At 48.9% G+C, this 24501-nt stretch carries 32 protein-coding genes; all 32 read left to right on the forward strand.

The window, feature by feature from the left end:
- Positions 1-82: 82 nt before the first annotated feature.
- Positions 83-607 carry a Na+/H+ antiporter subunit E gene (locus tag DES40_RS00930; RefSeq protein ID WP_170144822.1) on the forward strand — a complete coding sequence of 175 codons (525 nt, stop codon included), beginning with the start codon at positions 83-85 and terminating at the stop codon, positions 605-607.
- On the forward strand, positions 604-918 hold the full coding sequence (locus DES40_RS00935) for a monovalent cation/H+ antiporter complex subunit F (RefSeq protein WP_121098707.1): 315 nt from the start codon (positions 604-606) through the stop codon (positions 916-918). The genes DES40_RS00930 and DES40_RS00935 overlap by 4 nt, the downstream gene beginning before the upstream one ends.
- Positions 915-1331 carry a monovalent cation/H(+) antiporter subunit G gene (mnhG, locus tag DES40_RS00940; protein ID WP_233345323.1) on the forward strand — a complete coding sequence of 139 codons (417 nt, stop codon included), beginning with the start codon at positions 915-917 and terminating at the stop codon, positions 1329-1331. Before DES40_RS00935 ends, mnhG begins: the two co-directional genes overlap by 4 nt.
- Complete coding sequence (locus DES40_RS13320; protein ID WP_233345324.1) at positions 1332-2303, forward strand: DUF4040 domain-containing protein; 972 nt, start codon at positions 1332-1334, stop codon at positions 2301-2303.
- On the forward strand, positions 2303-2788 hold the full coding sequence (locus DES40_RS00950) for a Na(+)/H(+) antiporter subunit B (protein ID WP_121098708.1): 486 nt from the start codon (positions 2303-2305) through the stop codon (positions 2786-2788). Before DES40_RS13320 ends, DES40_RS00950 begins: the two co-directional genes overlap by 1 nt.
- Positions 2788-3285, forward strand: coding sequence for a cation:proton antiporter subunit C (locus DES40_RS00955; protein WP_121098709.1), 498 nt, complete (start codon positions 2788-2790; stop codon positions 3283-3285). The genes DES40_RS00950 and DES40_RS00955 overlap by 1 nt, the downstream gene beginning before the upstream one ends.
- Positions 3285-4823, forward strand: coding sequence for a monovalent cation/H+ antiporter subunit D family protein (locus DES40_RS00960; protein WP_170144823.1), 1539 nt, complete (start codon positions 3285-3287; stop codon positions 4821-4823). The genes DES40_RS00955 and DES40_RS00960 overlap by 1 nt, the downstream gene beginning before the upstream one ends.
- A 3-nt stretch (positions 4824-4826) precedes the next feature.
- Entirely contained in the window at positions 4827-6314 is a 1488-nt protein-coding gene (locus tag DES40_RS00965; RefSeq protein WP_121098710.1) for a proton-conducting transporter transmembrane domain-containing protein, read from the forward strand.
- Positions 6311-6670: a hypothetical protein gene (locus tag DES40_RS00970; protein WP_121098711.1), complete on the forward strand. Its 360-nt coding sequence runs from the start codon at positions 6311-6313 to the stop codon at positions 6668-6670. Before DES40_RS00965 ends, DES40_RS00970 begins: the two co-directional genes overlap by 4 nt.
- On the forward strand, positions 6670-8421 hold the full coding sequence (locus DES40_RS00975) for a Na(+)/H(+) antiporter subunit D (RefSeq protein WP_121098712.1): 1752 nt from the start codon (positions 6670-6672) through the stop codon (positions 8419-8421). Before DES40_RS00970 ends, DES40_RS00975 begins: the two co-directional genes overlap by 1 nt.
- Positions 8422-8448: 27 nt before the next feature.
- Entirely contained in the window at positions 8449-8859 is a 411-nt protein-coding gene (locus DES40_RS00980) for a MucR family transcriptional regulator (RefSeq protein ID WP_121100308.1), read from the forward strand.
- 296 nt (positions 8860-9155) lie between these two features.
- Positions 9156-9659 carry a PAS domain-containing protein gene (locus DES40_RS00985; protein WP_170144824.1) on the forward strand — a complete coding sequence of 168 codons (504 nt, stop codon included), beginning with the start codon at positions 9156-9158 and terminating at the stop codon, positions 9657-9659.
- Between the two features lie 105 nt (positions 9660-9764).
- Positions 9765-10190, forward strand: coding sequence for a helix-turn-helix domain-containing protein (locus DES40_RS00990; RefSeq protein ID WP_233345326.1), 426 nt, complete (start codon positions 9765-9767; stop codon positions 10188-10190).
- Positions 10191-10970, forward strand: coding sequence for a DUF6456 domain-containing protein (locus tag DES40_RS00995; RefSeq protein ID WP_121098714.1), 780 nt, complete (start codon positions 10191-10193; stop codon positions 10968-10970).
- A gap of 9 nt (positions 10971-10979) precedes the next feature.
- A complete protein-coding gene (locus DES40_RS13325) occupies positions 10980-11360 on the forward strand; it encodes a hypothetical protein (protein WP_233345328.1) in 381 nt (126 codons plus the stop codon).
- Positions 11296-12582: a DNA-packaging protein gene (locus tag DES40_RS01000; RefSeq protein WP_233345330.1), complete on the forward strand. Its 1287-nt coding sequence runs from the start codon at positions 11296-11298 to the stop codon at positions 12580-12582. The genes DES40_RS13325 and DES40_RS01000 overlap by 65 nt, the downstream gene beginning before the upstream one ends.
- Before the next feature lie 106 nt (positions 12583-12688).
- A complete protein-coding gene (locus DES40_RS01005) occupies positions 12689-13126 on the forward strand; it encodes a hypothetical protein (RefSeq protein ID WP_121098716.1) in 438 nt (145 codons plus the stop codon).
- Between the two features lie 162 nt (positions 13127-13288).
- On the forward strand, positions 13289-14461 hold the full coding sequence (locus DES40_RS01010; RefSeq protein WP_121098717.1) for a phage portal protein: 1173 nt from the start codon (positions 13289-13291) through the stop codon (positions 14459-14461).
- Complete coding sequence (locus tag DES40_RS01015; RefSeq protein ID WP_121098718.1) at positions 14461-14730, forward strand: hypothetical protein; 270 nt, start codon at positions 14461-14463, stop codon at positions 14728-14730. Before DES40_RS01010 ends, DES40_RS01015 begins: the two co-directional genes overlap by 1 nt.
- A complete protein-coding gene (locus DES40_RS01020; protein WP_121098719.1) occupies positions 14727-15209 on the forward strand; it encodes an HK97 family phage prohead protease in 483 nt (160 codons plus the stop codon). The genes DES40_RS01015 and DES40_RS01020 overlap by 4 nt, the downstream gene beginning before the upstream one ends.
- Positions 15202-16404, forward strand: coding sequence for a phage major capsid protein (locus tag DES40_RS01025; protein WP_121098720.1), 1203 nt, complete (start codon positions 15202-15204; stop codon positions 16402-16404). The genes DES40_RS01020 and DES40_RS01025 overlap by 8 nt, the downstream gene beginning before the upstream one ends.
- An 84-nt stretch (positions 16405-16488) precedes the next feature.
- Entirely contained in the window at positions 16489-17052 is a 564-nt protein-coding gene (locus DES40_RS01030) for a head-tail connector protein (RefSeq protein ID WP_121098721.1), read from the forward strand.
- The gene (locus tag DES40_RS01035; RefSeq protein ID WP_121098722.1) at positions 17049-17366 is read left to right on the forward strand and encodes a phage head closure protein; all 318 of its coding nucleotides are present in this window, start codon (positions 17049-17051) and stop codon (positions 17364-17366) included. Before DES40_RS01030 ends, DES40_RS01035 begins: the two co-directional genes overlap by 4 nt.
- On the forward strand, positions 17363-17773 hold the full coding sequence (locus DES40_RS01040; RefSeq protein WP_121098723.1) for a DUF3168 domain-containing protein: 411 nt from the start codon (positions 17363-17365) through the stop codon (positions 17771-17773). The genes DES40_RS01035 and DES40_RS01040 overlap by 4 nt, the downstream gene beginning before the upstream one ends.
- Before the next feature lie 17 nt (positions 17774-17790).
- Entirely contained in the window at positions 17791-18201 is a 411-nt protein-coding gene (locus DES40_RS01045) for a phage major tail protein, TP901-1 family (RefSeq protein WP_121098724.1), read from the forward strand.
- Entirely contained in the window at positions 18198-18491 is a 294-nt protein-coding gene (locus DES40_RS01050; protein WP_121098725.1) for a hypothetical protein, read from the forward strand. The genes DES40_RS01045 and DES40_RS01050 overlap by 4 nt, the downstream gene beginning before the upstream one ends.
- On the forward strand, positions 18488-18673 hold the full coding sequence (locus DES40_RS01055; protein ID WP_121098726.1) for a phage tail assembly chaperone: 186 nt from the start codon (positions 18488-18490) through the stop codon (positions 18671-18673). The genes DES40_RS01050 and DES40_RS01055 overlap by 4 nt, the downstream gene beginning before the upstream one ends.
- Complete coding sequence (locus DES40_RS01060) at positions 18666-19076, forward strand: phage tail tape measure C-terminal domain-containing protein (protein ID WP_170144825.1); 411 nt, start codon at positions 18666-18668, stop codon at positions 19074-19076. The genes DES40_RS01055 and DES40_RS01060 overlap by 8 nt, the downstream gene beginning before the upstream one ends.
- A gap of 19 nt (positions 19077-19095) precedes the next feature.
- Positions 19096-19725 (forward strand): DUF2460 domain-containing protein, encoded by a 630-nt coding sequence (locus tag DES40_RS01065; RefSeq protein WP_121098728.1) that lies wholly within the window; start codon positions 19096-19098, stop codon positions 19723-19725.
- Positions 19718-20377, forward strand: coding sequence for a DUF2163 domain-containing protein (locus DES40_RS01070; RefSeq protein ID WP_121098729.1), 660 nt, complete (start codon positions 19718-19720; stop codon positions 20375-20377). The genes DES40_RS01065 and DES40_RS01070 overlap by 8 nt, the downstream gene beginning before the upstream one ends.
- Complete coding sequence (locus DES40_RS01075) at positions 20374-20820, forward strand: NlpC/P60 family protein (RefSeq protein WP_121098730.1); 447 nt, start codon at positions 20374-20376, stop codon at positions 20818-20820. The genes DES40_RS01070 and DES40_RS01075 overlap by 4 nt, the downstream gene beginning before the upstream one ends.
- Entirely contained in the window at positions 20817-24479 is a 3663-nt protein-coding gene (locus tag DES40_RS01080) for a baseplate multidomain protein megatron (RefSeq protein ID WP_121098731.1), read from the forward strand. Before DES40_RS01075 ends, DES40_RS01080 begins: the two co-directional genes overlap by 4 nt.
- The last annotated feature ends 22 nt before the right edge of the window (positions 24480-24501 follow it).

A 24501-nucleotide genomic window follows, 5' to 3' on the forward strand; every position in this document is an offset into this window, starting at 1 on the left:
TTAAGCCCGTTATGACTTCTGCAAACAGCAATCTCTTCGCGTAAGACGAAGGATTCGAGAATTGGGTAGGAGCGTCAATCGCGTGTTACGATTTAGTCTCGTATTAGCTTTGGCATTAGCAGCGACGTGGTTGACCCTTTCTGGGTACTTCACTGGAATGCTATTGACCTTGGGTGTTATTTCCATCGTCTTTGTTTCGGCGATGTCTGCGCGTATGCGTCTCACCGATAATGAAACGGCCCCCTATCTGATGATCCCTCAAACTTTAGCCTATTTTGTCTGGCTTTTCGTGGAAATCGTTAAAGCGAATGTTCAGGTGGTGAAAGCTGTCTTGCGCCCAGATATGGAAGTGTCACCGACATTAACAAAAATTCCATTACCACAAAAAAATGATCTCAGCCGCGTTGTTTTTGCTAACTCCATTACGCTGACGCCGGGGACAGTGAGTGTGATGATGGATGACGATCATATTTTAGTTCATGCTTTGCTGAATGAAATGAGTGCTCCTGAAGATTTTTCTGAAATGAGCGAGAGGGCGGCTTGGGCCGCGGGCGAAAATCTGCCTCCGTTGAGCGCCCCTAACTCAAGTGATGGAGCGACGTCATGAGCGTGGCCTTGGGATATGTTTATCTAGGAACTGCCCTCTTAATAATCTTGTCTATGGTGTTTATGCTTGTGCGGTTAATTGGCGGTCCAACATTATATGACCGTCTATTGGCGGTGAATGCCTTTGGTACAAAAACTGTTTTGTTTTTATGTGTGTTCTGCTTCATCATTGATCGTCCTGACGGAGTAGATATTGCGATACTTTATGCTTTGATGAATTTTATCGCCACAATCGCGGTGCTGAAATTCTTTAATTACAAAGCTTTGAATGTCGGATTGATGCGTAAAGAGAGTGCGGAGGTTGAGAAATGAGCCTCTTTGTAACTATCATGGCAGCGGCCCCAGCTGCTGCAGAGCATTATGTTGCTTCGGGTCCAACAATTGATTGGTTGGCACTTTTGCGCTTTGTTGGAACGGTTCTTTCGCTTGCGGGAGGTTTGTTCTTTGTTATGGCGGGCACGATTGGCGTTATTCGCTTACCCGATTTTTATACACGCTTACATGCCGCAGGTATGACCGATACATTAGGGGCTGAATTAATTCTTCTGGGCTTAATTATTCAAAGCGGATTTTCACAAATGTCGCTGAAGTTATTACTCGTGGCATTCTTCTTGTTAGTGACTAGTCCAACCGCGACACATGCAATTGCTCATGCGGCCTATAAAAGTGGGCTAGAGCCATTTTTAGGCAAGTTTAAAGCCCCTGATTTGGACGAGGAGGTCTAAATGTTCGCCGCGTCTGCTTCCTTTATGCCCCCTACAATTTTGATTGATATTGCCCTGATGGCAATTCTTGTGATTGTGGCGTTTGCGATTGTTCGCATGCGAAGCCTCTTTGGCATCGTGATGCTACAAGGTGTTTATAGTCTCGTCTGTGCTGCGTGGTTTGTTAATCTCGATGCGGTTGATGTGGCCTTTACCGAAGCGGCGGTTGGCGCTGGCGTGTCGACGGTACTTATGCTGTCTGCCATGTTACTCGCGGATAGAAAATCTGCTCCTGTTCCGATTTCCCGGCAATGGGGCCCTTTACTTGTTTGTATATTTGCAGGCGCCGCCATGTTTTATGCCATTGGTGATATGCCAGCTTATGGCGATGCCTATTCAGCGGCGAATAGCTATGTTGGGATTGATTACATGGCCAAGACGGCGGAAGATATTAAGATCCCAAATGTCGTAACAGCTGTTTTAGCAAGCTTTCGTGGTTATGATACATTTGGCGAGGCTGTCGTGATTTTCTCTGCGGGGCTAGGTGTGCTTTTGCTCTTGGGCTTGAACGGCAATGCAGGCCGTTGGGTCGCGACCCCTAATGGTCAGAAAATTTCAGATACGTCTGCCCCTGCGGCGCAAGTAGCAGAAAAAACCACTGTCGAAGCTGGCGCTCCCGAAGCCACTGTACAGAAAACGCCAACACCTCAGCCGGGACGTTTAATCAAAGATGTACCCGTATCTGTCGCCTCATCTGCGCCGGTAAAAAAAGTGGCTGTTAAGAAGCCCGCGGCCAAGCCAAGTGCAAAGAAAGCTACGGCGAAAAAGGCGGCTGTATCTAAGGCTCCTGCTAAATCTAAGGCTCCTGCTAAAAAGGCACCTGCCCAAAAAGCGGCTGTGAAAAAAACGGTCGCTAAGAAAGCGACAACGGCACCCGCTAAAAAGCGGGGGCGTCCGCCGAAAGCTAAACCAGAATCAGGAGGGAAAGCCTAATGCCTGATTTAAAATCGAAACCAGAGCCGCAACATTTAAGCCGGGTTGGTGATCCCCACGTGGTTTTACGAGTTGTCTCTAAATTCTTGATACCACTTATCGCGCTATTTGCTCTATATGTTCAGTTTCATGGGGATTATGGGCCCGGGGGGGGCTTTCAAGCAGGTGTCATTTTAGCGGCCTCTGTCATTTTATATGCGCTTATTTTTGGATTAGATGCAGCAAAAGCGGCTTTCCCGCCTTCATGGATTCGCATTGGCATGACCTTAGGTGTGCTGCTTTATGGCGGGACAGGCGTTGTGGCTTGGTTCTTGGGCGGTGAATTTTTAAATTACAGCGTATTGGCGCATGACCCAAGTCATGGTCAACATTACGGAATTTTGGTGATTGAATTGGGCGTTCTGGTAACTGTGACGACGGTTATGATTGCTATCTTCTATGCTTTTGGCTCCAGACAACCTGAAACATCGGAGGATGATTGGTAATGCTCGCCGATATTTTCCAGCAATATAATTATGCTATTGTTATTATCTTGATGATGACAGGGCTTTATACCGTGTTTTCATCACGAAATTTAATTAAGAAACTTGTCGGTTTGTCGATTTTTCAGACCTCTGTTTTCTTGCTTTATATCACAATTGGTAAAGTTGCGAATGGTCAGCCGCCAATCCTTGAACAAGCGCCAGGCGGCGGTCATGGTGAAGACCATGCCTATACAACAAAAGTTATTGAGACCGTCCAGGTTGCGGCCGCGGGAGGCGGGGACTTCCTTACGGATATTCCGTATTCAAACCCCTTGCCGCATGTTTTAATTTTGACTGCGATTGTTGTTGGTGTGGCAACGCTTGCGATTGGCTTGTCTTTGGTTGTGCGTATTCGCGAAGTTTATCAAACTATCGAAGAAGATAGAATTGACGCCTTAGATTATGCGTTCAACCTCGAAGGCACAGATACGCCCAAAAAGGCCGGAGCGAAAGCGTAATGGATATCACCCCTTATATGCCCGCTTGGCTGTTTGAACATGGTGCAGGCTTCTTAATTGCTGTGCCCTTAATTTTGGCAGCGATTACCGCCATTCTACCTAATAGGAAACTCGCTTGGTGGTCCACAACGGCTATGACTGTGATCTTAGTCATCGTGGCTGTGGCCTTGGCGCAATATGAGCAAATAAATGGACTCGATATTTACCGGATGGGGGGGTGGAATCCGCCTTACGGAATTTCGCTTGTAGTAGATGCGCTCTCAGCGCCAATTCTTGTTCTGATTGCAGGAATGGCTGTGATGACGATGCTATATGCCATGCCAGCCACAGTGGCAGAGGTCGAGCCAAAGAAAAGAGCGCCATATTATGCGGCCTTTTTGCTCTGCATGGCGGGCCTTATGGGCATGGTCATTACGGGCGATGCGTTTAATGTTTTCGTGTTCCTCGAGGTCAGTTCTATCTCAACCTATGTCTTGGTCGCTATGGGTGCGAGCCGAGATCGACGCGCATTGGTCGCGGCCTATAATTATCTAATCCTTGGGTCTATCGGCGCGACTTTCTTCGTCATTGGGATTGGTTTCCTTTATATGGAAACAGGCACGCTCAACATGGCCGATATGGCGCGTATTTTGACTGAAATGGATGGCGGATCCCGCGTCTCTATGGTTGCTTTTGCCTTTATCATTGTTGGCCTAGGGTTGAAGCTAGCTATGTTCCCCTTACATACTTGGCTGCCAGGGGCTTATGCTTATGCGCCAACACAGGTTACAGCCTTTTTAGCTTCAACGGCTACAAAGGCTGCGCTTTACCTGTTGTTCCGCTTTACCTTTTTTGTCTTTAATCCTGAATTTGATTACGTTGCGGCGACTCTGACTTATCTTATTGTTGGGCTGGGCGTCGTGGGCATGATATTTGCTTCGGCACAGGCTATTTTCCAAACGGATATACGTCGTGCAATGGCTTTTTCTTCGGTGGCGCAAGTAGGCTATATGCTCCTTGGCCTCGGTATCGCGACGACAGCCAGTGTCGCTGCTGGTTATCTACATCTCATCAACCATGCCGTGATTAAGGGCGGGTTATTCCTTGCTGTGGGGGCAATCTGGTATCGCTATGGCATTACGCGATCCGTAGATTTTAGAGGGCTCTCGAAAACAATGCCTTGGACGATGGGGGCGTTTACGCTTTGCGGTTTCTCATTGATTGGCGTACCGTTCACAGCAGGCTTTGTATCTAAAGTAGCCCTTGCGGATGCTGCGGCGGAGCAAGGGTATTGGTGGGCGGTTGGATTTATTATGCTCAGCTCCATCTTGGCTATTTTCTATGTTGGGCGTGTCTTAATGATTGCATATTTCCAAGACCCACCCATTGTTGACGGTAAGACGGTTGCCAAAAATGAAGCGCCTTTGATGATGCTTATCCCTATGTGGATATTGGCGCTGACATCTATTGCTATTGGTATGAATATATTTGGCGCGTCAGATATAATTGTGGGCGCGTCAGAACGGGCGGCCGAAGTCTTATTATCGGCGGGGGGATAGGACATGTCATTCACGCCTGAGCTTGCGCTTGCACTCTTACTTATTATTCCGATGGTTGCGGCCATTCTTATTCCGCTCGCTGGAAAACAGCCCAATATACGTGAAACCATTACGCTTGCGGCTGGCGGTGCCTTATTGGCGACTGTTATCTATCTTTGCAAAGAAGTAGCCGCCGGTGGCCGCCCTGAATTACTGCTCGGTACTTTTGCTGGGAATTTTGAAGTTAAGTTCAAACTGGAGCCTTTGGGGGCGACTTTCGCCGCTATTGCGAGCTCGCTCTGGATTGTAAACTCTGTCTTCACGCTTGGCTATATGCGCGGAAATAAGGAAAAAAACCAAACCCGGTTTTATACCTTTGTAGCCATAGCTATTGCATCCGCCATGGGGATTGCGGCGTCGGCTAATCTTATTACTCTGTTTATTTTCTATGAAGCTCTGACGATTTCGACCTTTCCGCTTGTGTCTCATAAAGGTGATGCCAAAGCCCGCCGCGGTTTAACTATCTATGCCTTAGTGCTCATGGGGACGTCATTGGCGCTCTTATTGCCGGCTATCATTGGTACTCATGTCATTGCAGGCACAACAGAATTCCAAGTCGGCGGTGTTTTCCCGCCAGGGACGTCGCTTCTGGCAACCTCAATCTTATTATTCCTCTTTGCTTTTGGTATTGCTAAGGCGGCTTTGATGCCAACCCACCCTTGGCTGCCCAATGCCATGGTCGCCCCAACACCTGTTTCAGCTTTGTTACATGCTGTGGCTGTGGTGAAGGCTGGTGTTTTCACAATGTTAAAAGTTGTCGTTTTTACATTCGGCCCAGCGCTGACGGCTGAAACACCTGCCTCTACAACGATATCTTGGATTGCGGCCATTTCGATCGTCTTGGCTTCAGTTATTGCTCTGCGCCAAGATAATTTGAAAGCCCGTCTTGCATATTCAACTGTGTCTCAACTGTCTTATATTACGCTGGGGGCTATGCTCGCAGCGCCAGCGGCAATTATTGGCGGTGGCCTCCAAATCGTTATGCATGCTTGGGGTAAAATCACGCTCTTTATGTGTGCCGGTGCAATTTATACGGTGGCGCATCGTGCTGAAATTAGCAAACTTGATGGGCTTGGCCGCACGATGCCATGGGTGTTTGGCGCGTTTCTTATTGGCTCAATTTCAATTATTGGTATTCCGCCATTTGGCGGCTCTTGGCCTAAATTCTTCCTAATGGCTGGGGCGCTAGAAAGCGGTAAGGGCATATTAATTGCGGCGCTTATTGCCTCTTCTATTTTGAATATTATTTATCTTATTCCGGTAGCCATTAGAGGCTTTATGAAACCTCCTGCAGATGCGGCGGCAGATGCAGCTATTGCTATTGAACGTAAGAAACATATTTGGGTTATCGTCCCGCCTGTCTTTACGGCGGCGGGAACGCTTGTTCTCTTCTTCTATGCAGGCGGTATTATTGACTTCCTGAAACCTATTCTTCCGGGAGGGTTGTCATGAGCGAGATTGATAAAGTCGCCGAAATAGACGCGCATAAAGCTGAAGATATTCACCCCGCGGCGAAACCTTTCCTGTTCTTAGGCGAGGAAAAAGTTAAACGCGGATTTATAGTGCTCCCCTTTGTCGGCATGATAATCACCATAATTTTAGGCATGATTTATCCGTTAAAGCATCCTGCACCATGGGAAGTATTCCCAGGGTCTTGGGCTGTCTTTGGGTTTATTGCTTATTCTCTGATTGTTTTCGCGGCCAAACCCCTATTCAAACTCTTGGCACGAGACGAAACTTATTATGGGGAGGGCGGTTTGCCTGATCCTTTCTACTCGACGGAACATACACATGAGGGAGAGCACTAATGTTTGATCTCATGAATATTAACCCTGGGCTTTGGGTGATTTTGGCGGGCTTCGTCTGCGCGCTTATACCAAAATCAGAGGCCACATATTATGTGCGGAAGTTGATTTTAATTGCCGCCCCTATTTTTTCAGCTTGGCTAATCTTTACGATCAAAACTGAGCCCTCAGTTTTGGGAGGTTTTCTAACGGTTGGACCTGTTGAACTGACTACTATGCGAATTGATAACCTCTCAGTTGTTTGGGGTTATTTATTCTGTCTCGCAGGTCTGATTAATGGAATTTACGGTCTTCATGAAAAATGCCGCATTACGGATAGCGCTGCCTTAATCTATACGGGTTCAGCTATTGCGGGTGTTCTGGCCGGCGATATGATTACGCTCTTTATCATGTGGGAAATCACGGCGATTTCATCTGTCTTCCTTGTGTGGAAAGGCGGAGACCGCGCTTATGCGGCGGGTATGCGTTATTTGGCTGTGCAAGTGCTTTCTGGCGTTATGCTTTTGGGCGGGGCGGTCATGGTGGCTGAGAGCCGCGGTGGAGACTTCATGTTCAACTATGTCGGCCTCGATACGCCCGGGGGTTGGCTCATGCTCATTGCGATGGGGATTAAATGCGGCTTTCCATTGCTTCATAACTGGATGCAAGATGCCTATCCAAAAGCTTCTATAACAGGCACAGTCATATTGGCATCTTTCACAACGAAATTTGCGATTTACGCCTTAGCGCGTGCATTCCCCGGCACGGATATTCTTATCTGGATTGGCGCCGTGATGACCTGTTTCCCTGTTTTCTTTGCGGTTGTCGAAAACGACTTGCGCCGAGTCTTGGCTTATTCTCTGAACAACCAATTAGGTTTCATGGTTTGCGGTATAGGTATTGGATCAGCCCTCGCTATGAACGGCGTTGTCGGGCAAGTCTTTGTTCATGTTATCTTTAAGGGCCTTCTCTTTATGTCCATCGGCGCGGTGATGTATCGCACGGGCACGGCGAAAGCCTCAGAGCTAGGCGGACTATTCCGCTCCATGCCTTATACAACCGTACTTTGCCTGATTGGGGCTGGGTCTATCGCGGCCTTCCCATTACTCGCCGCCTTTGTGACTAAGGCCATGATTTTAGCGGCAGCGCTTGAAAATCATCTCTGGGTGCCTTTTGCTATGATGCTCTTTGCATCTGCTGGTGTGATGGAACATTCAGGCATTAAGGTGCCGCATTTTACTTTCTTTGCGCATGATAGCGGAAGACGAGTTAAAGAAGCGCCTTGGAATATGCTCCTCGCCATGAGCCTTGCAGCTATTCTCTGCATCTATTTGGCCTTGCCAATTCCTGGGGGTGGGTATCATCTGCTTTATTCATTGATGCCGTTTGAAATGGAATATGCGTATAAGCCTTATACTTGGGATCATGTTGTCTTCCAATTACAGCTTTTATTCGCCGCGATTTTCGCTTTCACGCTTCTCAAGCGCTATAAACTCTACCCTGCCGAAAGACGGGCCGAGATTGTTGACTCTGATTGGCTCTACCGCCGCGTTGGCTTTGGCGCTGTGAAATGGATTTCAGCGATGTGGGATCGCGCCAATATTCACGTCTCACGCTACCGCACACGCGTTTTTGACCGTGTTGGTAGTCGCCTTTATCAGGCCTTCAGCCCCGCAGGTTCAATGAGCAAAGCGGCGCCCTCAGGACTAGCAGCAGGCCTTACGGGCGGTATGCTCTTGCTGACGCTGTTGGTCATATATGTTTTGGGCGCGTAACTTTCGCGTGTGAGTGATAATACGCCGATACCGTCTAAGGAGTCTGAGGCGCTTTTGGCGCATGTGACTCAGATTGCATCGGCCTATTTATCGCGAAACAAAGTACCCGCGGAATCAATCCCTGAGCTTTTGACCACAATCTATGATGGGCTTGTGTTGGCAGTATCTGATCGTAAAGACACGGCTGATGAAAATGAATTAGTACCCGCTGTTCCGATAGAAGACTCGTTGAGTGATGATGCGATTATATGCCTAGAAGACGGATTGTCTTTTCAATCCTTAAAGCGACATTTGCGCGTAAAATATGATATGACGCCAGAAGCTTATCGGAAAAAATGGGGCCTGCCTTTAGATTACCCCATGGTCGCCCCAAACTATGCCAAACGCCGTTCAGAGCTCGCAAAACGTACAGGGCTAGGGAAACATCGTACTGATTAATTGTTGTCCTGAATCTTTTGCTGATTCAGATTCTCTTAAGAATTAGAACGAATCGATGGTGGTTTTGAGCCATTCCAGAAATTTCATAACCAAACTGCCTTGAAACCTCATTGAAAAGCCCCGTTTCAGACCAAGAGATTGCCGTTCCACAAGAGAATGAATCGGAAGCGATTCAAATAATCGTACCTTTTCGAATGAAATGATAATTTATGGTTAACAAATCATTTCGAATATGCGCCCCAATGAGGCATCAAGGTTACACGCTGATTGGGACAGCGCGTAATGGGGGGGTTAAAATGATTGAGGGGAACGCATTGCGGCATCAGATGGTGCTACCGCAGCAGCAAAAGATTTATGATTATTGGCGTTCAAAATGTAGCGCAGATAAGTTTCCTTCACGTCACGAAATTTTCCCTGAAGATATTGGTAAGCAGCTTCCGACAACCACATTGACAGAAGTTGTTGCTGAAACAGGTCGCTATCGTATCCGCCTTGCTGGTACAGGGTTTTGGAATTTATTTGATAGCGAAATTCAAGGTCGCCATATTGATGAACTGCCTATGGGCTGTCGAAATGACTATTGGAAAAATGTCCTTGATAATGTGGTGAAGCACCGCCGCCCTTATGCGGGTGTCACGCGACCTGGCACACCTAATGGTTCGCATTTAGCGCAATTCTGGATTCGCCTACCATTGGCGGATATCGGCAAGAACGTCACAATGATCCTCGGCTATGACCATTTTGTGAAAATGGAAGCTCAATCATCAGATAGCTCGGTTTCTGATAAACTTTACGCCTAAATTCATAGCTTTAGCCATCTTCTGCCCATATAGTCATCGGATGCATGTTGACTTTTTGTTCTCTTTTATAGGAATATAATCCTCACCACTCTGTGCGGCGCTATCATGCCTTCAGATATTATCGGAGGATTAATGATGCCGCACAAACAGCCCTTAATTTATTGCCGCGATACACAAGCATTCGCTGTGCAGTCTCATCAAGCAAATTTGGCCATAGCCGCCGTTTCACTAGAGTTCGGTTTGACTGAGCTCGATATGAAAAACCCAGAACGTCAAAACCGTCAGCTCCGTTTTGCCCGTCAGGTTGCCATGTATTTAGCGCATGTGGTGTATGAGTTGAACCATACGCATTTAGGGCGAATTTTTGCCAAAGATCGTTCGACCATAAGCCATGCCTGCAAAGTGGTGGAAGAAAGCCGCGATGATGGTGTGTTTGACCTGAAACTCATTCGGTTAGAGAATTTCCTGCGCCAAGCTCCCAAACCCGTCACGCCCGCGCTTGTGTCCCTGAATGGAGGGATGGCGACTTAGATGATTACATTTGAACAACAGCAAATTTTACGACGTCTCATTCATCATAAAGCCGTTATCAGCGTTGCTAGCGGCTGTGATGCCTTTCCCGCTCATCCTCATGGGGACAGGCGAAGGCGCCCTGCTTTTTGGGTTCCGGTAAAAGATATGCAGGCATTAAAGGCAGAGGGGGCTTTGGAAATGGGGGCATCAGGATATCGTGTTGTGCCCAGCGTCAAACGGCGACTACAAAATGGCAAAGAGGCAAGTGCCTTAAATCAACATTATGACCTGCGGGAGCGAGATGTCTATGTAACGGGCGGCGTACAACGCAAAGCGCGCGTTAACACACGGCTCTCGGCGCTTGACCGATTGGCGCATCAGACCGACTCTGAAGGTCGGCCCTTGCTTGAGAGTAGTTTGATTGAAGCCGGAAAACGCATTGCTCAGGATTATCATGCCTCTGGTCATGGGTTGGCGACCACACAGCGTTATGATGGGGCGGGTGTTTCGTCTGATACCAATAGTGTCGAAGATCGTTTCATTCATAGAGCAGATGCTAAAGCCAGACTCCAATCAGCGCGCGAAGCAATGGGGGCCGGGCTCGATACAGCTGTTATCGCAATATGCTGTTTAGACCAATCTTTGGACGCTGTAGAGTCTGCCGAACGCTGGGCGGCAGGAAGTGGATTAACGGTTCTGACTCTGGGACTGACGCGGCTTAGCGAGCATTACGGCACGATTGCGGGAGAAAAAAACCAATCTGTAAAGATACATCCACGGCAAGCAAAGTCGGCTTAATTTTCTTCTATGAAGATGAACACGACCGCCAAACTTTATAATATTCACTCAGTCGAAATCTTACTCCACAATCTTATTGACGCGATGGAAGGGCATGAAACGGCCCCTTTCACCAATGAAAACATAAGCAGCATAACAAGCGAAATCGCGAGCGTTGAGAAATTTATTCGTTGCGGAATGAACCTGCTGAAATTTATCGAGGCTTTGACCACACAGAATGAAAAACATATGGCGGCGAATGCTGAAAAGGCTGAAATCCGATATGAAGACCTCCCACCCCTTAACGCCGAAGATCTCCTCGCATTGCGGCGGCGATTCACTCATCTTGCAAACGCAACGTCGATTGGGGCCGGCTTGGGCGAATTTTATCCAGAACCTGAGTTCAAATGATTATGCGGCCATTGGCGACTATTGGGATTTTACAGCGCGTCCAGACCAGAAGCCTCCCAGTATAGACTGGCTTGTTTGGATTTTGCTCGGGGGGCGCGGCTGCGGAAAAACGCGTACAGGGGCCGAGTGGATATCAAGGCGCGCCGAAACGGTCGGCCGTATTGCTTTAATCGCACCGAACCTAAATGATGCCAGAGAGGTGATGTTAGAGGGGGAGAGCGGACTGCTGAATATAGGCTTCCCGCGTAAGCGCCCACGATACATTGCCTCTCGACGACGGCTCGAATGGCCGAATGGCGCTTTGGGGTATTTATTTTCTGCAGAAGATCCAGATAGCCTGCGCGGCCCGCAATTTAACGCCGCATGGGCAGATGAGTTTTGCGCGTGGGCGTACCCAGAGGCGGCTCTGGCAAATTTACGACTAGGGTTAAGGTTAGGGGATAAACCCCAATTGGTTATGACAACCACGCCCCGTCCAATACCCGCTTTGATAAAGCTCATGCAGGCAAAATCCACAATCGTCTATCGGGCGAAAACCCAAGATAATTATACCAACCTCTCTCCGGCTTTCTTGTCGATGATGGAGGATACTTACGGGGGCACACGCCTAGGGCGTCAAGAGTTATCGGGTGAAATTCTATTAGATCAGGCGCATGCACTCTGGTCATATGCTATGATAGAGGCTTGCCAGTACCGAGAAGATATACCCGCATTGGACCGTATTGTCATTAGCCTCGACCCGCCGGTCACCTCTGGAGAGAAGTCAGATCATTGCGGTATCATCGTGGCAGGAAGACAAGGGCAGGGCCGAACGGCCAAGGCTTTCGTTTTGCAAGATGCAAGCATACAAGGCGTTTCGCCAGAACGATGGGCTCGTACCGCCATTGATCTGTTTAAGGCGTGGGAGGCGGATGAGCTCTTGGTCGAAGTGAATCAGGGTGGAGATTTGGTGAAAACGGTCATTGGCTCGATTGACCCTAACATCCCGGTCAAAACTGTATTCGCTACGAAAAGTAAAAAGGCCAGAGCGGAACCCGTAGCGGCGTTTTATGAACAGGGCCGCGTTGTCCATGCCGCGCGATTAGAGGCGCTGGAGAGCGAGCTTTTAACCCTTGGAACATCGGCGCAGAAGGGCAGTCCCGACCGTGCAGACGCCTTGGTTTGGGCCGTGACACATCTGTTAACGCAAGGCGGGCTACCGCCCAAAATTCGGTCAATATAGTCTCTTTAAGGCTCTGTTAACCCTAAGTTTTAAAGCAGAATTAACCTCAATATCGCAAGGGTGTCCCACGAATATACACCTTAGGATCAGGTTTCGGAGATGTGGAATGCTTAAATTTGGACAGAATAAGTTAAAGAATGAACTTGAACAAAAACTTGCTGAAACAGACGCAGAATTGGCTGAGCTGAACAAATCACTAGCTGACAAGATGACACGTCTGGCCGAACAGACAGGGGATACTGCGCCCTTAATCCAAGCGGTAGACGCTCTTCATAAAGCCAAAAAATATTACAGCGTTGAAACGGCGCCCAAAGAAACGCTGGATGTACATGAAGCCTTGGCGGACACATTGCTGCTTTTGGGCCGCGAAAATAAAGACCGCGAAGCCTTGGAAAATTCTGTGAAAGCCTATCGCAATGCCATTACAATGGCGTCATTGATTGGCGATGAAGATCGCCGACAGGATCTGAAAATTAATTATAAACTGGCGCTAACATTTTTAGGGCAGCATCAAGAAACTCCATCCTTGTTTAAGGTGGCGTAAAAACACATTAAATCAGTAGGTTAAAACGAAATCATAGAGAATATTCCGCACCTGACCTAGGTCAGCCTATAAACAGCTTATCGACGAAATTGGGCCGAAAATTATGAGGCTTAATTCATTGGACGGCGCTTCGGCCATCCGTGTCAAAAGGATAAGCCTTATATGTTTGAATTTTTAAAGCCGCCTGCCTCTCGCAGCGCGGCTCTTTCTTTGCCTAATGCTGGCCCAGAAGACATTAAATCTGCGGCTCCGCTAATCGCCCTGCAACTAGGACAAAGCGCCCATTGGACCCCGCAAAGTTTTAATGCGCTTTGCCGCGAAGGTTATGGGCGAAACCCTATTGTTTATCGCTGTGTAAGATTGATTTCAGAAGCCGCGGCAAGCGTACCTTTGACGATATTAGAGAGTCCAGATGCAGATGCTTTTTTAAATCGCGCCTCTCTATCTCAAACTTTGACGCAAACTCTAGAGGCCTTTTACGGCTATCTTCAACTGTCAGGCGAGGCTTATTTAGAAGCCATATCTGTTAATGCCTTACCTTATACGCTCGGTGTAATCTGCCCCGATACTGTTACGCCTCTCGCAGCCAGGTCAGGGGGAATAACGGGGTGGGAAATAGTCGCACCGCAAAATGCTCCTCGGCAATTACAGATGCATATAGCTTCGGGCCGTTCCCCTATATTTCACATGAGTTTGTTCAGTCCAAAAGGCACAGTCTCACCATTAAATGCCTGCGCTCAAGCCGTTGACCTTCATAATGAGGGTGGGCACTGGGCAAAGGCGCTCTTGGAAAACTCAGCGCGTCCGAGCGGGGCACTGATTTACAAAGGGGTCAATGGGGCAGAGCATTTAACAGATGAGCAGTTCGAACGCTTGAAAAGAGAGTTCGAAACGGGCCACACTGGGGCGCGCCATGCGGGACGGCCTTTGGTGCTAGAGGGCGGCCTTGATTGGAAGTCAATGAGCCTTTCCCCCGCGGATATGGATTTCATCGAAGCCCGCCGCGAAGCCGCTCGTGAAATTGCTTTGGCCTTTGGCGTGCCGCCAATGCTTTTGGGTCTGCCGGGCGATAATACTTATGCAAATTATCGCGAAGCGAACCAAGCCTTTTGGCGGCAGACGGTTTTACCGCTCGTGCAAAAGACGGCAGCGGGTTTACAAAATTGGCTCCGTCCATGGTTTGACGATGCGCTCAGGATAAGGCCCGATTTTGAACAAGTCCCAGCGTTAGCAGAAGACAGAAATCGTCTTTGGCAGCGCTTATCAGGGGCAGATTTCCTATCAAACGCCGAGAAAAGAGCGTTGGCAGGCTTAACGCCAGAAAGCGAGGGCTGATGCGGTCTCAAGATAAAGTTTTCACATTCAACCGAACCATTGGTTTTGGATTGTTGCTGACATTATCCGTGCAAACGGCCAGCGGATTAATCTGGGCGGGGGCTGCTGAAGCGCGGTTAAAGGCCGCTGAAATTCAGCTTTCTGAACGGGCCCCCGCCCTTGAACGTCTTGCCGTTATGGAAGGGCAAATGACGATGATTTTACTGAGTCTGGACAGGATAGAGCGGCAAGTCATGGCCAATGCGCTCGAAGCGGAAAGACGACCATGAGTGAAAAAGCGGCAGACGCTCTCCTCAGAATTTCAGGCTATGCGAGCCGATTTGGACAAGTAGATTTATCAGGCGATCAAGTCGTAAAGGGCGCTTTTTCTGCGTCTATATTGAGTTTGCGAAACGGACGTTTACCGATGTTGATTGGGCATGATGCATCCGAGCCTATTGGTGTTTGGGATAGAATTCTTGAAGATAAAACGGGGTTGTTTCTCTCAGGTAGACTTTTGCTAGGGGCAAAAAAATCTGAACGGGCGGCGCGATTGATTAAAGAGGGGGCCATTTCAGGCTTATCCATTGGATACCGCGTGCGCCGCAGCATGAAAACGCAATCGGGCCGACTTTTGACTGAACTCGACCTTTGGGAGGTCTCGGTCGTGGCCTTCCCCATGCTCCGTTCTGCACGGATTACGCAGATTGACGACCCGACACTTTCAAATCGTTTAAACACACAAAAAGGACTAAAAGCCTATGGCTAATATTGAAACAAAGCATCTGAATATGAAAGAAGCTCAGGCTGATTTTGCGCAAACCTTTGCCGCTTTCAAAGCCGCAAATGATGATCGTTTAGCGGCGCTTGAGCAAAAGTCTACGGATGTTCTTCTCGATGATAAGGTTGCAAGATTGAATGCCGCGCTCGACACGCAATCCAAGCAAATTGAGAACCTATCCCTGAGCTTATCTCGCCCAAATCTGGAGAGGCGCGTTAATACAGAGGCCAAATCCGCGTGGTCGAGTTTCATCAGGACAGGCGATGCAAATGCTTTGGCAGACTTAGAAGGCAAATCTCTTTCGAGCGTAGATGCAGAGGGCGGTTATGTGGCGCCAATAGAGACTGAGAGCCGTATTGATAAGGCCTTATCAGAAAGCTCACCCTTTCGTTCTTTGGCCACGATACGCCGTATTGGGTCAGGATTGTTCAAAAAACCTGTCAGCGCTTCCGGCGCGGCGTCGGGTTGGGCCGGTGAAACAGAGGCCAGAATTGAAACGCAAGCGCCGCAGCTTGAACTTCTCGATTTTCCAGCGGGGGAGCTTTATGCCATGCCCGCCGCGACACAGGCCTTATTGGATGATGGGGTCGCCGATGTTGACCAATGGCTAGCCGATGAGGTTCATGATATTTTCGCGGCGCAGGAAACGGCGGCCTTTGTTGGGGGTGACGGGGTGAATAAACCGCGCGGTCTATTAGATTACATCCAAGCCGAGAACGGAACGCAGAGCTTTGGCGAACTAGGTGTCGTTTCTACGGGTACGGCAGGAGCATTTGACAGCGCGGCGCCGACGGATGCGCTATTGGATCTTATTTATGCGGGCAAGAGTCGTTACCGCGCGGGCTCCAGCTTTGTCATGAACCGCCGCACAATCAACGACATTCGTAAATTTAAGGACGCCGATGGGCATTATATTTGGCAACCTTCTAATGAGGCAGGGCAGCCGAGTACTTTACTGGGCTATCCTTTAATTGAAGTCGAAGACATGCCGGATGTGAGTTCAGGCAATGCGTTTACAGCGTTTGGTGATTTCCGTCGCGGCTATCTTATTGTTGATCGTCAAGGCGTACGCGTCTTGCGCGACCCTTATTCAGCCAAGCCTTATGTCTTGTTTTATACAACCAAACGCGTGGGTGGGGGCGTACAAGATTTCGACGCGATTAAGCTGCTAAAGGCGGCGTAAACAAACCCTCATTTCCCCCTCAATAAACAACCAAGCCGCGAGTTTCGCGGCTTTTTTTATGCAGTAAACTCAAAGGAGGCCTCTGTGCTCACAGATATAAACCTGCCAGGCATAGAGCCTGTTACCTTAGACGCGGCTAAGCTTTTCTTGCGTATCGATCATGATGATGAAGATGCCCTGATTACAGAGCTTATACAAAGCGCGCGTGAAAGGCTTGAGAGCCTTTGCCGTACAACATTAATTATGCGGGCGCAGCGCTTGACACTATTGCCGCCCTTTCATCGTAAGCTAGCCTTATCTATCCATCCCATCCAATCCGTCACAGGGGTGACGTTGCATTTGCAAGAGGGCGGAGAGGAGAGCGTCGATATAAAAACGCTCTGTATTAATCTACGCTCGACGCCCGCAACGATAGAGCCAACTAAGCTTGGTCTTTGGGGATGGCATAACCGCCAAGACGTATCCGCGCTAACGGTAGATGTTGTTGCGGGATATGGCGAGGCCATCAATGACATTCCCATGCCCTTACGCCAAGCGATGATGCTTTTGGTTGGTCAGGGTTATGAAAACCGTTCTGGCCGCGAAGTGCCATCCGTTCCTATGCTCGTTGACGCGCTGATAATGCCCTATCGGAGCTTGAAAATATGATTGGCGATCTGAGAAGCCGTCTAGGGCTCTATATCCCCATAGTACAAGCCGATGAATTTGGCGGTACAAAGACACAATGGAATTTCCACAGCGCCTTTTGGGGCGCTGTTACGCCTAAAACCGTGACGGAACGTCAAGAAAATGGCCGCCTAGCCGTCACGCAAAGTTACCGCGTCACCCTGCATTACCAACCGAATTTCCCTGAGAGGGCACGGATACTGTGGGGAGAGCGGATATTACGCGTCATAACATCGTCGGACCCCGATAATCGGCGCGAACGGCTTCATCTAATTTGCGAGGAGGAACAGCAATGAACGCGTCTATTGCAAAAGCGGTGCACCAGCTTTTGGCGACGAATAGCCTTATCCAAGACAATCTTGGCACGCCGCCTCGGTTATATGATGCCGCGCCAGAAGATCCAGTTTTCCCTTATCTAAGTTATGGTAACTTAAGGAGCGAAGATATTGGAGGCGATGAGACACACTTAACGTCTCATCAAATGACTTTGCATCTTTGGTCTCGCTATTCGGGGCGGTCAGAAATTTTGACCCTCATAACCGTCCTAAAACAGGTTTTGGCTGATAAAACAGGACTGGCTGTGGCGTTAGAGACTGGCTCTGTCATCAGCAGCGCCGTGTTATTCACCGATATATTACGGGCGGCTGATGGCCGCACACATCATGGATTGCTGCGCCTCTCCGTGCTGACAGAAACCACATAAGCAGAATAGGGGAGAATATGAGCGCACAAAGCGGCCGCGACTTGCTCGTTAAAATGAAAAAACCGGATGAGAGCTATCAGACATTGGCGGGGCTTCGCAGTAAAACCATACGGTTTAATGCCCGCCCGATAGACATAACGCATGCAGATTCCGCACAGGGATGGAAAGAGCTATTGCCCCATGCTGGGATAAAATCGGCGGAAGTGTCAGGCGTAGGGATATTTAAAACCGAAGAGAGCGCCGCTTTGGTGCGGCAAGCTTTCTTTGATCAAACCCTGTTAAATCTACGTTTGATATTGCCAAGTTTCGGGCAAATAGAGGGCCCCTTTTTGATAGGTTCACTAACCTATAGCGGAAGTTTTCAAGGCGAAGCACGCTTTGAAGTAACGCTTTTTAGTGCGGGCCAACCGGTCTTTTTGCCGATATGAAACGCCATCCTTTAGACCGCATTATATGCGTTGATGAGGCATCGCCGCACCCTGTGATAACCTTGCGATTTTCAATGAAAGCTTTGGCCAAAATGAGCCGGGATTTACAGGTCGATACCCCATTGGAATTAGCGCAAAAACTTCGCGCCAATGACTCTAAAACCCAAGAGGAAATCCTAAGGGTGTTGTTCCAGTCTTTGTGTTTAAAACCACAGCCTGAACCCGGCCGCAAAACCTTGCTCAGAGCTTTGCCGATTATGTCCAAATTAATTGAGGAGGGCTTTGCATGAACCCACATAAATGGCCCTTTCAGGCTTGGTTCCGTCTGGCTGTATTACACATGAAACTCTCTCCTGACGCCTTTTGGGATATGCCAGTCCGTGACTGGTTATGGCTCTGTCAAAACCGTGATGAAGCCCCTCTGACAGCGCATGATTTTACCCCCTTATTTGAGGCCTTTCCAGATGAATGAAACTCAGAATGCGGCCCATCAGCTTGAGCGTTTTAATATTGAAGAGGCTGAACAATCAGCAGAGGCCATGGCCCAAGCCTTTGAACAGGCGAGTGAGCGTATCGCAGGCGCGCTACAACGAGCCGCGAGTTCAGGGGAAGTATCCTTCTCACAAATGGCGGAATCTATCTCTCAGGATATGGCAAGAATAGCCGTTCAAGAGCTGATTGCAGATCCGCTTGAAAGCGTTTTCCAATCCCTCTTATCTTCTGTCGCGGGACAGTCCAGTACAGCTAAAACAGCCCCGCTAAACCTGACGCTGAATTTGTCTGGGCAAGCCGCAGGCGCTGGCAAGACAAAATCTGACACACAGATTGCGGCGAATATAGCGCGAGCTTTATCGCGTGGGCGAAAGCTTACTTAATCAAAACAAAGAGAATTAAATGATAGAATTTCATAATGTTCGTTTCCCGTCTGGGTTGGCATTTGGAACATTTGGCGGTCCCGAGTTTAAGACTGAGGTGACTACCCTTGCGAATGGACACGAGTATAGAAACACGCCATATGCGCATCCGAGGAGACGTTTTGAGATAAACGCAGGGATTAAGACTAGTCAGCAAATATCTGAATTAAATGAATTTTTTATATCAAGAAAAGGTCGTTTGCATAGTTTTCGGTTCAAAGACCCTTTTGATTGTCTATCTTGTGATTTAAATAAATCGCCATCTGCTTTGGATCAAATCATTGGGTATGGCGATGGAGTTGAGAGGTCTTTTCAACTCATCAAAACCTATGATGACCAAACTTCTCCTCGGTTAATTAAGAAGCCGCAAGAGGGTTCTGTCCTGATAGCCATTGGTGGCGCTGAGGTTGAACAACCGGAATTCTCTGTTGATCTGATGGCCGGTGTTGTGATGTTTACGACGGCGCCCGCGCTTGGGGCCGAAATTACGGCGGGGTATATTTTTGATATCGTCGTGCGCTTTGATACGGATAGCCTCGACATGACGCTGGAAGATTACGGCGCCGGCGTTCTGCAATCCATACCTTTGGTGGAGGTGCTTCATGCGTGAAATACAAGCGCCGCTTCAATCGCACCTTTCCGAGCCTGTAACGACTTTATGTACTGCGTGGAAACTTGAGTTATCTGATGGCCGTGTATTTGGATTTACTGAACATGATGAAAATTTGGAAGTTGACGGGGTTTTATATTCGGCCCGGTCGAGCCAGACACAATCAGAGACAGAAAGCCGACTAGGCTTCTCCGCAGATAATGGCAGTATCCAAGGCGTATTAGAAAGCCTCGTAATTTCGTCTGCCGATATTGACGATGGGGTTCTGAGAGGCGCGAAATTATCACACTTAAAAATCAACTGGACGGCCCCTTCGCAATATGTGGTTCTCTCAGTTGGGGAGGTCGGACAGGTCACAACCCAAGGCGAATATTTCGAGGTGGAGTGGCTTGGCTTTTCGGCGAAATTAAATCGTTCTACGGGACGGGTTTTTTCTAAAAAATGTGACGCGAAATTTGGCGATGAGCGGTGCGGATTACTTGCGTCAAATTATGGCTCTGATGTGATATGCCCCAAGACATTTACGGCTTGTCGTGACCAATTTCATAACGCTGAAAATTTCCGTGGTTTTCCATATCTATTAGGCGCCGATGCTCTGCTGGCTGCCCCTCAATTGGGCGAGCTTAAAGATGGTGGTTCACGTTACCGATGACAGCTCTTCGCGCGCGCGTAATTTCGGAAACGCGTCTTTGGCTTGATACGCCCTATCAACATCAAGCCAGTGAGCGCGGCGCAGGCAGTGACTGTCTCGGCTTAATCCGCGGTGTCTATCGATCGCTTTACGGCTCAGAGCCAATAGCTGTTCCGCCTTACACTCCTGATTGGGCAGAAAGATCTGGGAAGGAAACCTTGCTTGAGGCGGCGAAAATTTACCTAAAGGAAATTCCCTTACATCGCACACAGCCAGGGGATGTTTTAATTTTCCGAATGCATCCGGGCGCTTTATGTAAACACATGGCGATACTGACTTCGCCGAACATGATTACCCATGCCTATTGGGGGCGCGCTGTCGTGGATAGCTATTTCGTGCCCTATTGGAATCGACGCTGGGTGAGCAGTTTTGCCTTTCCTGAAATAGAAAAGAAAACCCTATGACAACACTGGCTATCAGTGCGGCGAATTTCGCGGCGTCTACTGTCACGCAAACAGCGACTCAATTTGCGCTTTCCGCAGCAAATTCAGCCATTTCTAATATATTCGACAATCGGACGTACGAAGGGCCGAGACTAGAGAGCTTTGAACTACAAACATCCCAAGATGGCGCACCTATGCCAAAAGTCTATGGCCGCATGCGGTTGGCTGGTCAGGTGATTTGGGCCTCGCGATTGCGAGAAATACAGACAGAGGAGGACGTGAGCACAGGCAAAGGCGGCGGGCCAACGCAGACGCAATATCGATACTATATCAGCTTTGCCATAGGCCTTTGCGAAGGCGAAATTTTAGGCATCGATAGGCTATGGGCCAATGGAAGCCCATTACAGGAACAGGGCCTTACGATGCGAGTCTATAAAGGCACGGAGGGGCAATTGCCTGACCCTATTATTCAGGCCGTCGAAGGTAACGCCGTTCCTGCCTTTCGTAATACGGCATATATTGTTTTTGAAGATTTCCCATTAGAGGGTTTCGGAGCGCGTTTGCCGCAGATTAATGCTGAGGTTATACGGATTCCGCCTTCCATAGATGCCAAGGCACCCGATAAAATGGAACAGCTCATCAAATCTGTGAACCTTTTGCCCGCGACGGGAGAGTTCGCCTATGCTACTGATATCGTAGAGGAAACCCCAGAACCAGGCGTTTCGCGGCCAATCAACATGAACAACCTTTCTGGTCAAGCCGATATAATGCTGGCGTTAGATCAGCTCGAAGATCAACTGCCCAATTGTCAGCACGTATCAATTATTACGGCATGGTTTGGTACAGCATTAGCTTGTAAGGATTGTGAAATCCATCCAGGTGTTGAACGTAGAGACAGAATTCTACCCTATCACAGTTGGACGGTTGCCGGTGAGACGCGCGGGACAGCTTATTTGGTGTCAATGGATGCCGAAGGACGCCCCAATTTCGGCGGAACGCCGTCGGATGAGAGTATAAAACAAACGATAATTGAACTGAAAAGGCGAGGGTATAAAGTCACTCTATACCCCTTTCTCTTAATGGATATTCCATCAGGCACCAATCCTTTCCCGTGGCGAGGGCGGATAAGTGGTGATGAAGGGGCAAGTGCTGTGTCCCAAGTGGCAACGTTTTTTAATCGCGACAAAGGCTTCAAGAATTATATCCTGCATTACGCCCAATTAGCGCAAAACGTAGGCGGGGTGGACGCGTTTGTTATTGGGTCTGAAATGCGCGGGCTGACAACTTTGCGCGGGCCAAGAATTAACGGTGTCTCAACTTATCCTGCTGTGCCGCATTTTGTGGCATTGGCGCAAGATGTGAAGGCTGTTTTAGGGCCGAGTTGCGCCGTAACCTATGCCGCTGATTGGAGTGAGTATTTTGGCCACCATCCCCAAGATGGTAGCGGAGATGTCAACTTTCATCTTGATCCGCTTTGGGCCTCTAGCGCGATTGATGTCATTGGAATCGATGGTTACTTTCCTTTATCGGATTGGCGGGACGGCCCGCACCTAGATACAGATTTGGCACCCGATATTTATGACAAAGCCTATCTGCAATCGCAAATCGAAGGCGGTGAGGGCTATGATTATTTTTATGATTCAGATGCTGATAGACAGGCACAAAACCGTACAGAAGTCACAGATGGAACGGCGAATAAGCCGTGGGTGTTTCGCTATAAGGACCTTAGAAACTGGTGGTCAAATACACATTATAACAGAGTAAATGGGGTTGAAACAGGCGCCCCAACAAGGTGGCAGCCACAGTCAAAGCCAATTTGCTTTCTGGAAATTGGCTGTCCAGCGGTTCGGTTTGGAGCGAACCAACCCAATCTCTTTTATGATTCAAAAAGCGGGGAGAGCGCCCGTCCTCATTTCTCGGATGGGTCTCGGGATGATTTGATGCAGCGCCGCTACATAGAGGCCTTCATCTCTTATTGGGATAACCCTGAAAACAACCTGCTATCCTCTGATTATTCTGGCCGTATGATTCAGACAGACCAAATGAGCGTCTGGGCGTGGGATGCGCGGCCTTTTCCTGATTTTCCAGCGCGAGAGAGCGTTTGGGCTGATGGCGAGGCTTGGCAATCTGGGCATTGGATATCGGGGCGTATAGGGCTTGTCCCGATTGCCGACATAGTCCGTGAACTTGCGGCACAGTCTGGGTTGATGTCAATTGATACGTCACAACTCAACGGCGTCGTGCAAGGCTTTAAAATTGACCGCCCGATGAGCGCACGGGCGGCTCTTTCCACCTTAAGTCAAATCTATAGTTTTAGTTTGGCGGAACAAGGAGGTGTGGTGTCATTCTTTTCACTCGGTCAAGGTGATGTCTCTGCTATCCCCCTCTCGGCCATAACCGAAAACATAAAGGGGGTTGTGCGCCATATTCACTCTGACCCCGCAGAGGCGCTTCGAGATGTGCGTTTGCATTTTATCGATGCGGGCGCGGATTATCAAAATGGCCTTGCCTCTAGCCAAGACCGAGCGTCAGAGACAGAAAATATCCTAGATATAGCGGCGCCTTTGGTTCTGGATAGATATTTTGCGGGCTATCTTTGCGACAACCTGTTTGAGAGGTTGGAAAAACAGAATGAAGAACTTCACCTTTCACTTTCGCCTCGGGCTTTGGAAATCGAAGTCGGGGATCGTGTGACCTTGCCCGATATAGTAGGGATTTGGCGGATAGAAACAATTGAAGAGTCAGATGTTAGGAAAATCATTGCGGTACCCGATGGGGCTGCGCCTTTGAGTCTCGTAAATGGCGCCATACCAGAGACTTCCACAAATATTGTTTGGCCGAGCCGTCCTGTACCCTTGGCCCTAGACCTCCCTGCACCTTATTCAGGTCTTGGGGTTGGCGTGGTGATGCACCCATTTGCACCGTCTCGTATAGTTTCAGGTGATTCAGAGGTCAGCACATCTCAGGCCCTACATGTAGGTGCTGTGCTAAGCGATATTCCTGCGGGGCCAACAGCCTATTTTGATAGACAGGCAACATTCGAGTTTGAATTGCGCGGGCTCACACTTAGTCGCCATGACGAGGCCGCTGTTCTGAATGGGGCAAATCGCTTTGCCATAGAAACCCCTATGGGATGGGACATTATGCAGGCCGCCTCTGTTACGCTTATTGGCGTAAACCGTTATCGCGCCTCCATTCTATTAAGGGGTGTAGGTAGCGAAGGCTATTCTAGAGACGGCGTGGCGGCGGGAGCGCGGCTCGTCTGGTTGAATGCAGGTGTTCAAGTTTTGGATGTGTCTCCCGAACTTTTGGGTGAGACCATAGCCCTGACCGCCGAAGTGGCAGGGCGGCAGAGCCTACCAACTAATCATATATTCAAAGCCAGCCACCTTCGCCCGTTAAGCCCAGTGCATTTACGCGCTGTGCCGAATGATACGGGGCTAAATATAAGCTGGATACGCCGTTCGCGCGAGGATGCTGACAGCTGGGTCGGCGAAATACCGCTTGGCGAGGCGGAGGAACGCTATCGCCTCCGTCTGTGGAGTCATAATAATTTAGTTCAAACTACAGAAACGACCGCGCCAAATTACTTCACGACAGTACAAGGCTTGACCAAAATCGATGTGGCTCAAGGTTCTGATGCTTATGGATGGGGGGAAATCACGACAATCGAGTTTTAAAGCGGTTTCTTGTTCTTAACCC

Source organism: Litorimonas taeanensis (assembly GCF_003634015.1).
GTDB lineage: Bacteria > Pseudomonadota > Alphaproteobacteria > Caulobacterales > Maricaulaceae > Litorimonas > Litorimonas taeanensis.

Bases quoted from the DNA above. Each gene is read 5' to 3' on its own strand.
- DES40_RS00995 (WP_121098714.1), top strand. From the start codon at position 10,191: ATGATTACATTTGAACAACAGCAAATTTTACGACGTCTCATTCATCAT.
- DES40_RS00970 (WP_121098711.1), top strand. From the start codon at position 6,311: ATGAGCGAGATTGATAAAGTCGCCGAAATAGACGCGCATAAAGCTGAA.
- DES40_RS01050 (WP_121098725.1), top strand. From the start codon at position 18,198: ATGAAACGCCATCCTTTAGACCGCATTATATGCGTTGATGAGGCATCG.
- DES40_RS13320 (WP_233345324.1), top strand. From the start codon at position 1,332: ATGTTCGCCGCGTCTGCTTCCTTTATGCCCCCTACAATTTTGATTGAT.
- DES40_RS13325 (WP_233345328.1), top strand. From the start codon at position 10,980: ATGAAGATGAACACGACCGCCAAACTTTATAATATTCACTCAGTCGAA.
- DES40_RS01080 (WP_121098731.1), top strand. From the start codon at position 20,817: ATGACAACACTGGCTATCAGTGCGGCGAATTTCGCGGCGTCTACTGTC.
- DES40_RS00935 (WP_121098707.1), top strand. From the start codon at position 604: ATGAGCGTGGCCTTGGGATATGTTTATCTAGGAACTGCCCTCTTAATA.
- DES40_RS00950 (WP_121098708.1), top strand. From the start codon at position 2,303: ATGCCTGATTTAAAATCGAAACCAGAGCCGCAACATTTAAGCCGGGTT.
- DES40_RS01035 (WP_121098722.1), top strand. From the start codon at position 17,049: ATGATTGGCGATCTGAGAAGCCGTCTAGGGCTCTATATCCCCATAGTA.
- DES40_RS00955 (WP_121098709.1), top strand. From the start codon at position 2,788: ATGCTCGCCGATATTTTCCAGCAATATAATTATGCTATTGTTATTATC.
- DES40_RS01015 (WP_121098718.1), top strand. From the start codon at position 14,461: ATGCGGTCTCAAGATAAAGTTTTCACATTCAACCGAACCATTGGTTTT.
- DES40_RS01040 (WP_121098723.1), top strand. From the start codon at position 17,363: ATGAACGCGTCTATTGCAAAAGCGGTGCACCAGCTTTTGGCGACGAAT.
- DES40_RS01005 (WP_121098716.1), top strand. From the start codon at position 12,689: ATGCTTAAATTTGGACAGAATAAGTTAAAGAATGAACTTGAACAAAAA.
- DES40_RS01045 (WP_121098724.1), top strand. From the start codon at position 17,791: ATGAGCGCACAAAGCGGCCGCGACTTGCTCGTTAAAATGAAAAAACCG.
- mnhG (WP_233345323.1), top strand. From the start codon at position 915: ATGAGCCTCTTTGTAACTATCATGGCAGCGGCCCCAGCTGCTGCAGAG.
- DES40_RS00985 (WP_170144824.1), top strand. From the start codon at position 9,156: ATGATTGAGGGGAACGCATTGCGGCATCAGATGGTGCTACCGCAGCAG.
- DES40_RS01065 (WP_121098728.1), top strand. From the start codon at position 19,096: ATGATAGAATTTCATAATGTTCGTTTCCCGTCTGGGTTGGCATTTGGA.
- DES40_RS00975 (WP_121098712.1), top strand. From the start codon at position 6,670: ATGTTTGATCTCATGAATATTAACCCTGGGCTTTGGGTGATTTTGGCG.
- DES40_RS01075 (WP_121098730.1), top strand. From the start codon at position 20,374: ATGACAGCTCTTCGCGCGCGCGTAATTTCGGAAACGCGTCTTTGGCTT.
- DES40_RS01070 (WP_121098729.1), top strand. From the start codon at position 19,718: ATGCGTGAAATACAAGCGCCGCTTCAATCGCACCTTTCCGAGCCTGTA.
- DES40_RS01010 (WP_121098717.1), top strand. From the start codon at position 13,289: ATGTTTGAATTTTTAAAGCCGCCTGCCTCTCGCAGCGCGGCTCTTTCT.
- DES40_RS01025 (WP_121098720.1), top strand. From the start codon at position 15,202: ATGGCTAATATTGAAACAAAGCATCTGAATATGAAAGAAGCTCAGGCT.
- DES40_RS01020 (WP_121098719.1), top strand. From the start codon at position 14,727: ATGAGTGAAAAAGCGGCAGACGCTCTCCTCAGAATTTCAGGCTATGCG.
- DES40_RS00990 (WP_233345326.1), top strand. From the start codon at position 9,765: ATGCCTTCAGATATTATCGGAGGATTAATGATGCCGCACAAACAGCCC.
- DES40_RS00965 (WP_121098710.1), top strand. From the start codon at position 4,827: ATGTCATTCACGCCTGAGCTTGCGCTTGCACTCTTACTTATTATTCCG.
- DES40_RS01060 (WP_170144825.1), top strand. From the start codon at position 18,666: ATGAATGAAACTCAGAATGCGGCCCATCAGCTTGAGCGTTTTAATATT.
- DES40_RS00960 (WP_170144823.1), top strand. From the start codon at position 3,285: ATGGATATCACCCCTTATATGCCCGCTTGGCTGTTTGAACATGGTGCA.
- DES40_RS01055 (WP_121098726.1), top strand. From the start codon at position 18,488: ATGAACCCACATAAATGGCCCTTTCAGGCTTGGTTCCGTCTGGCTGTA.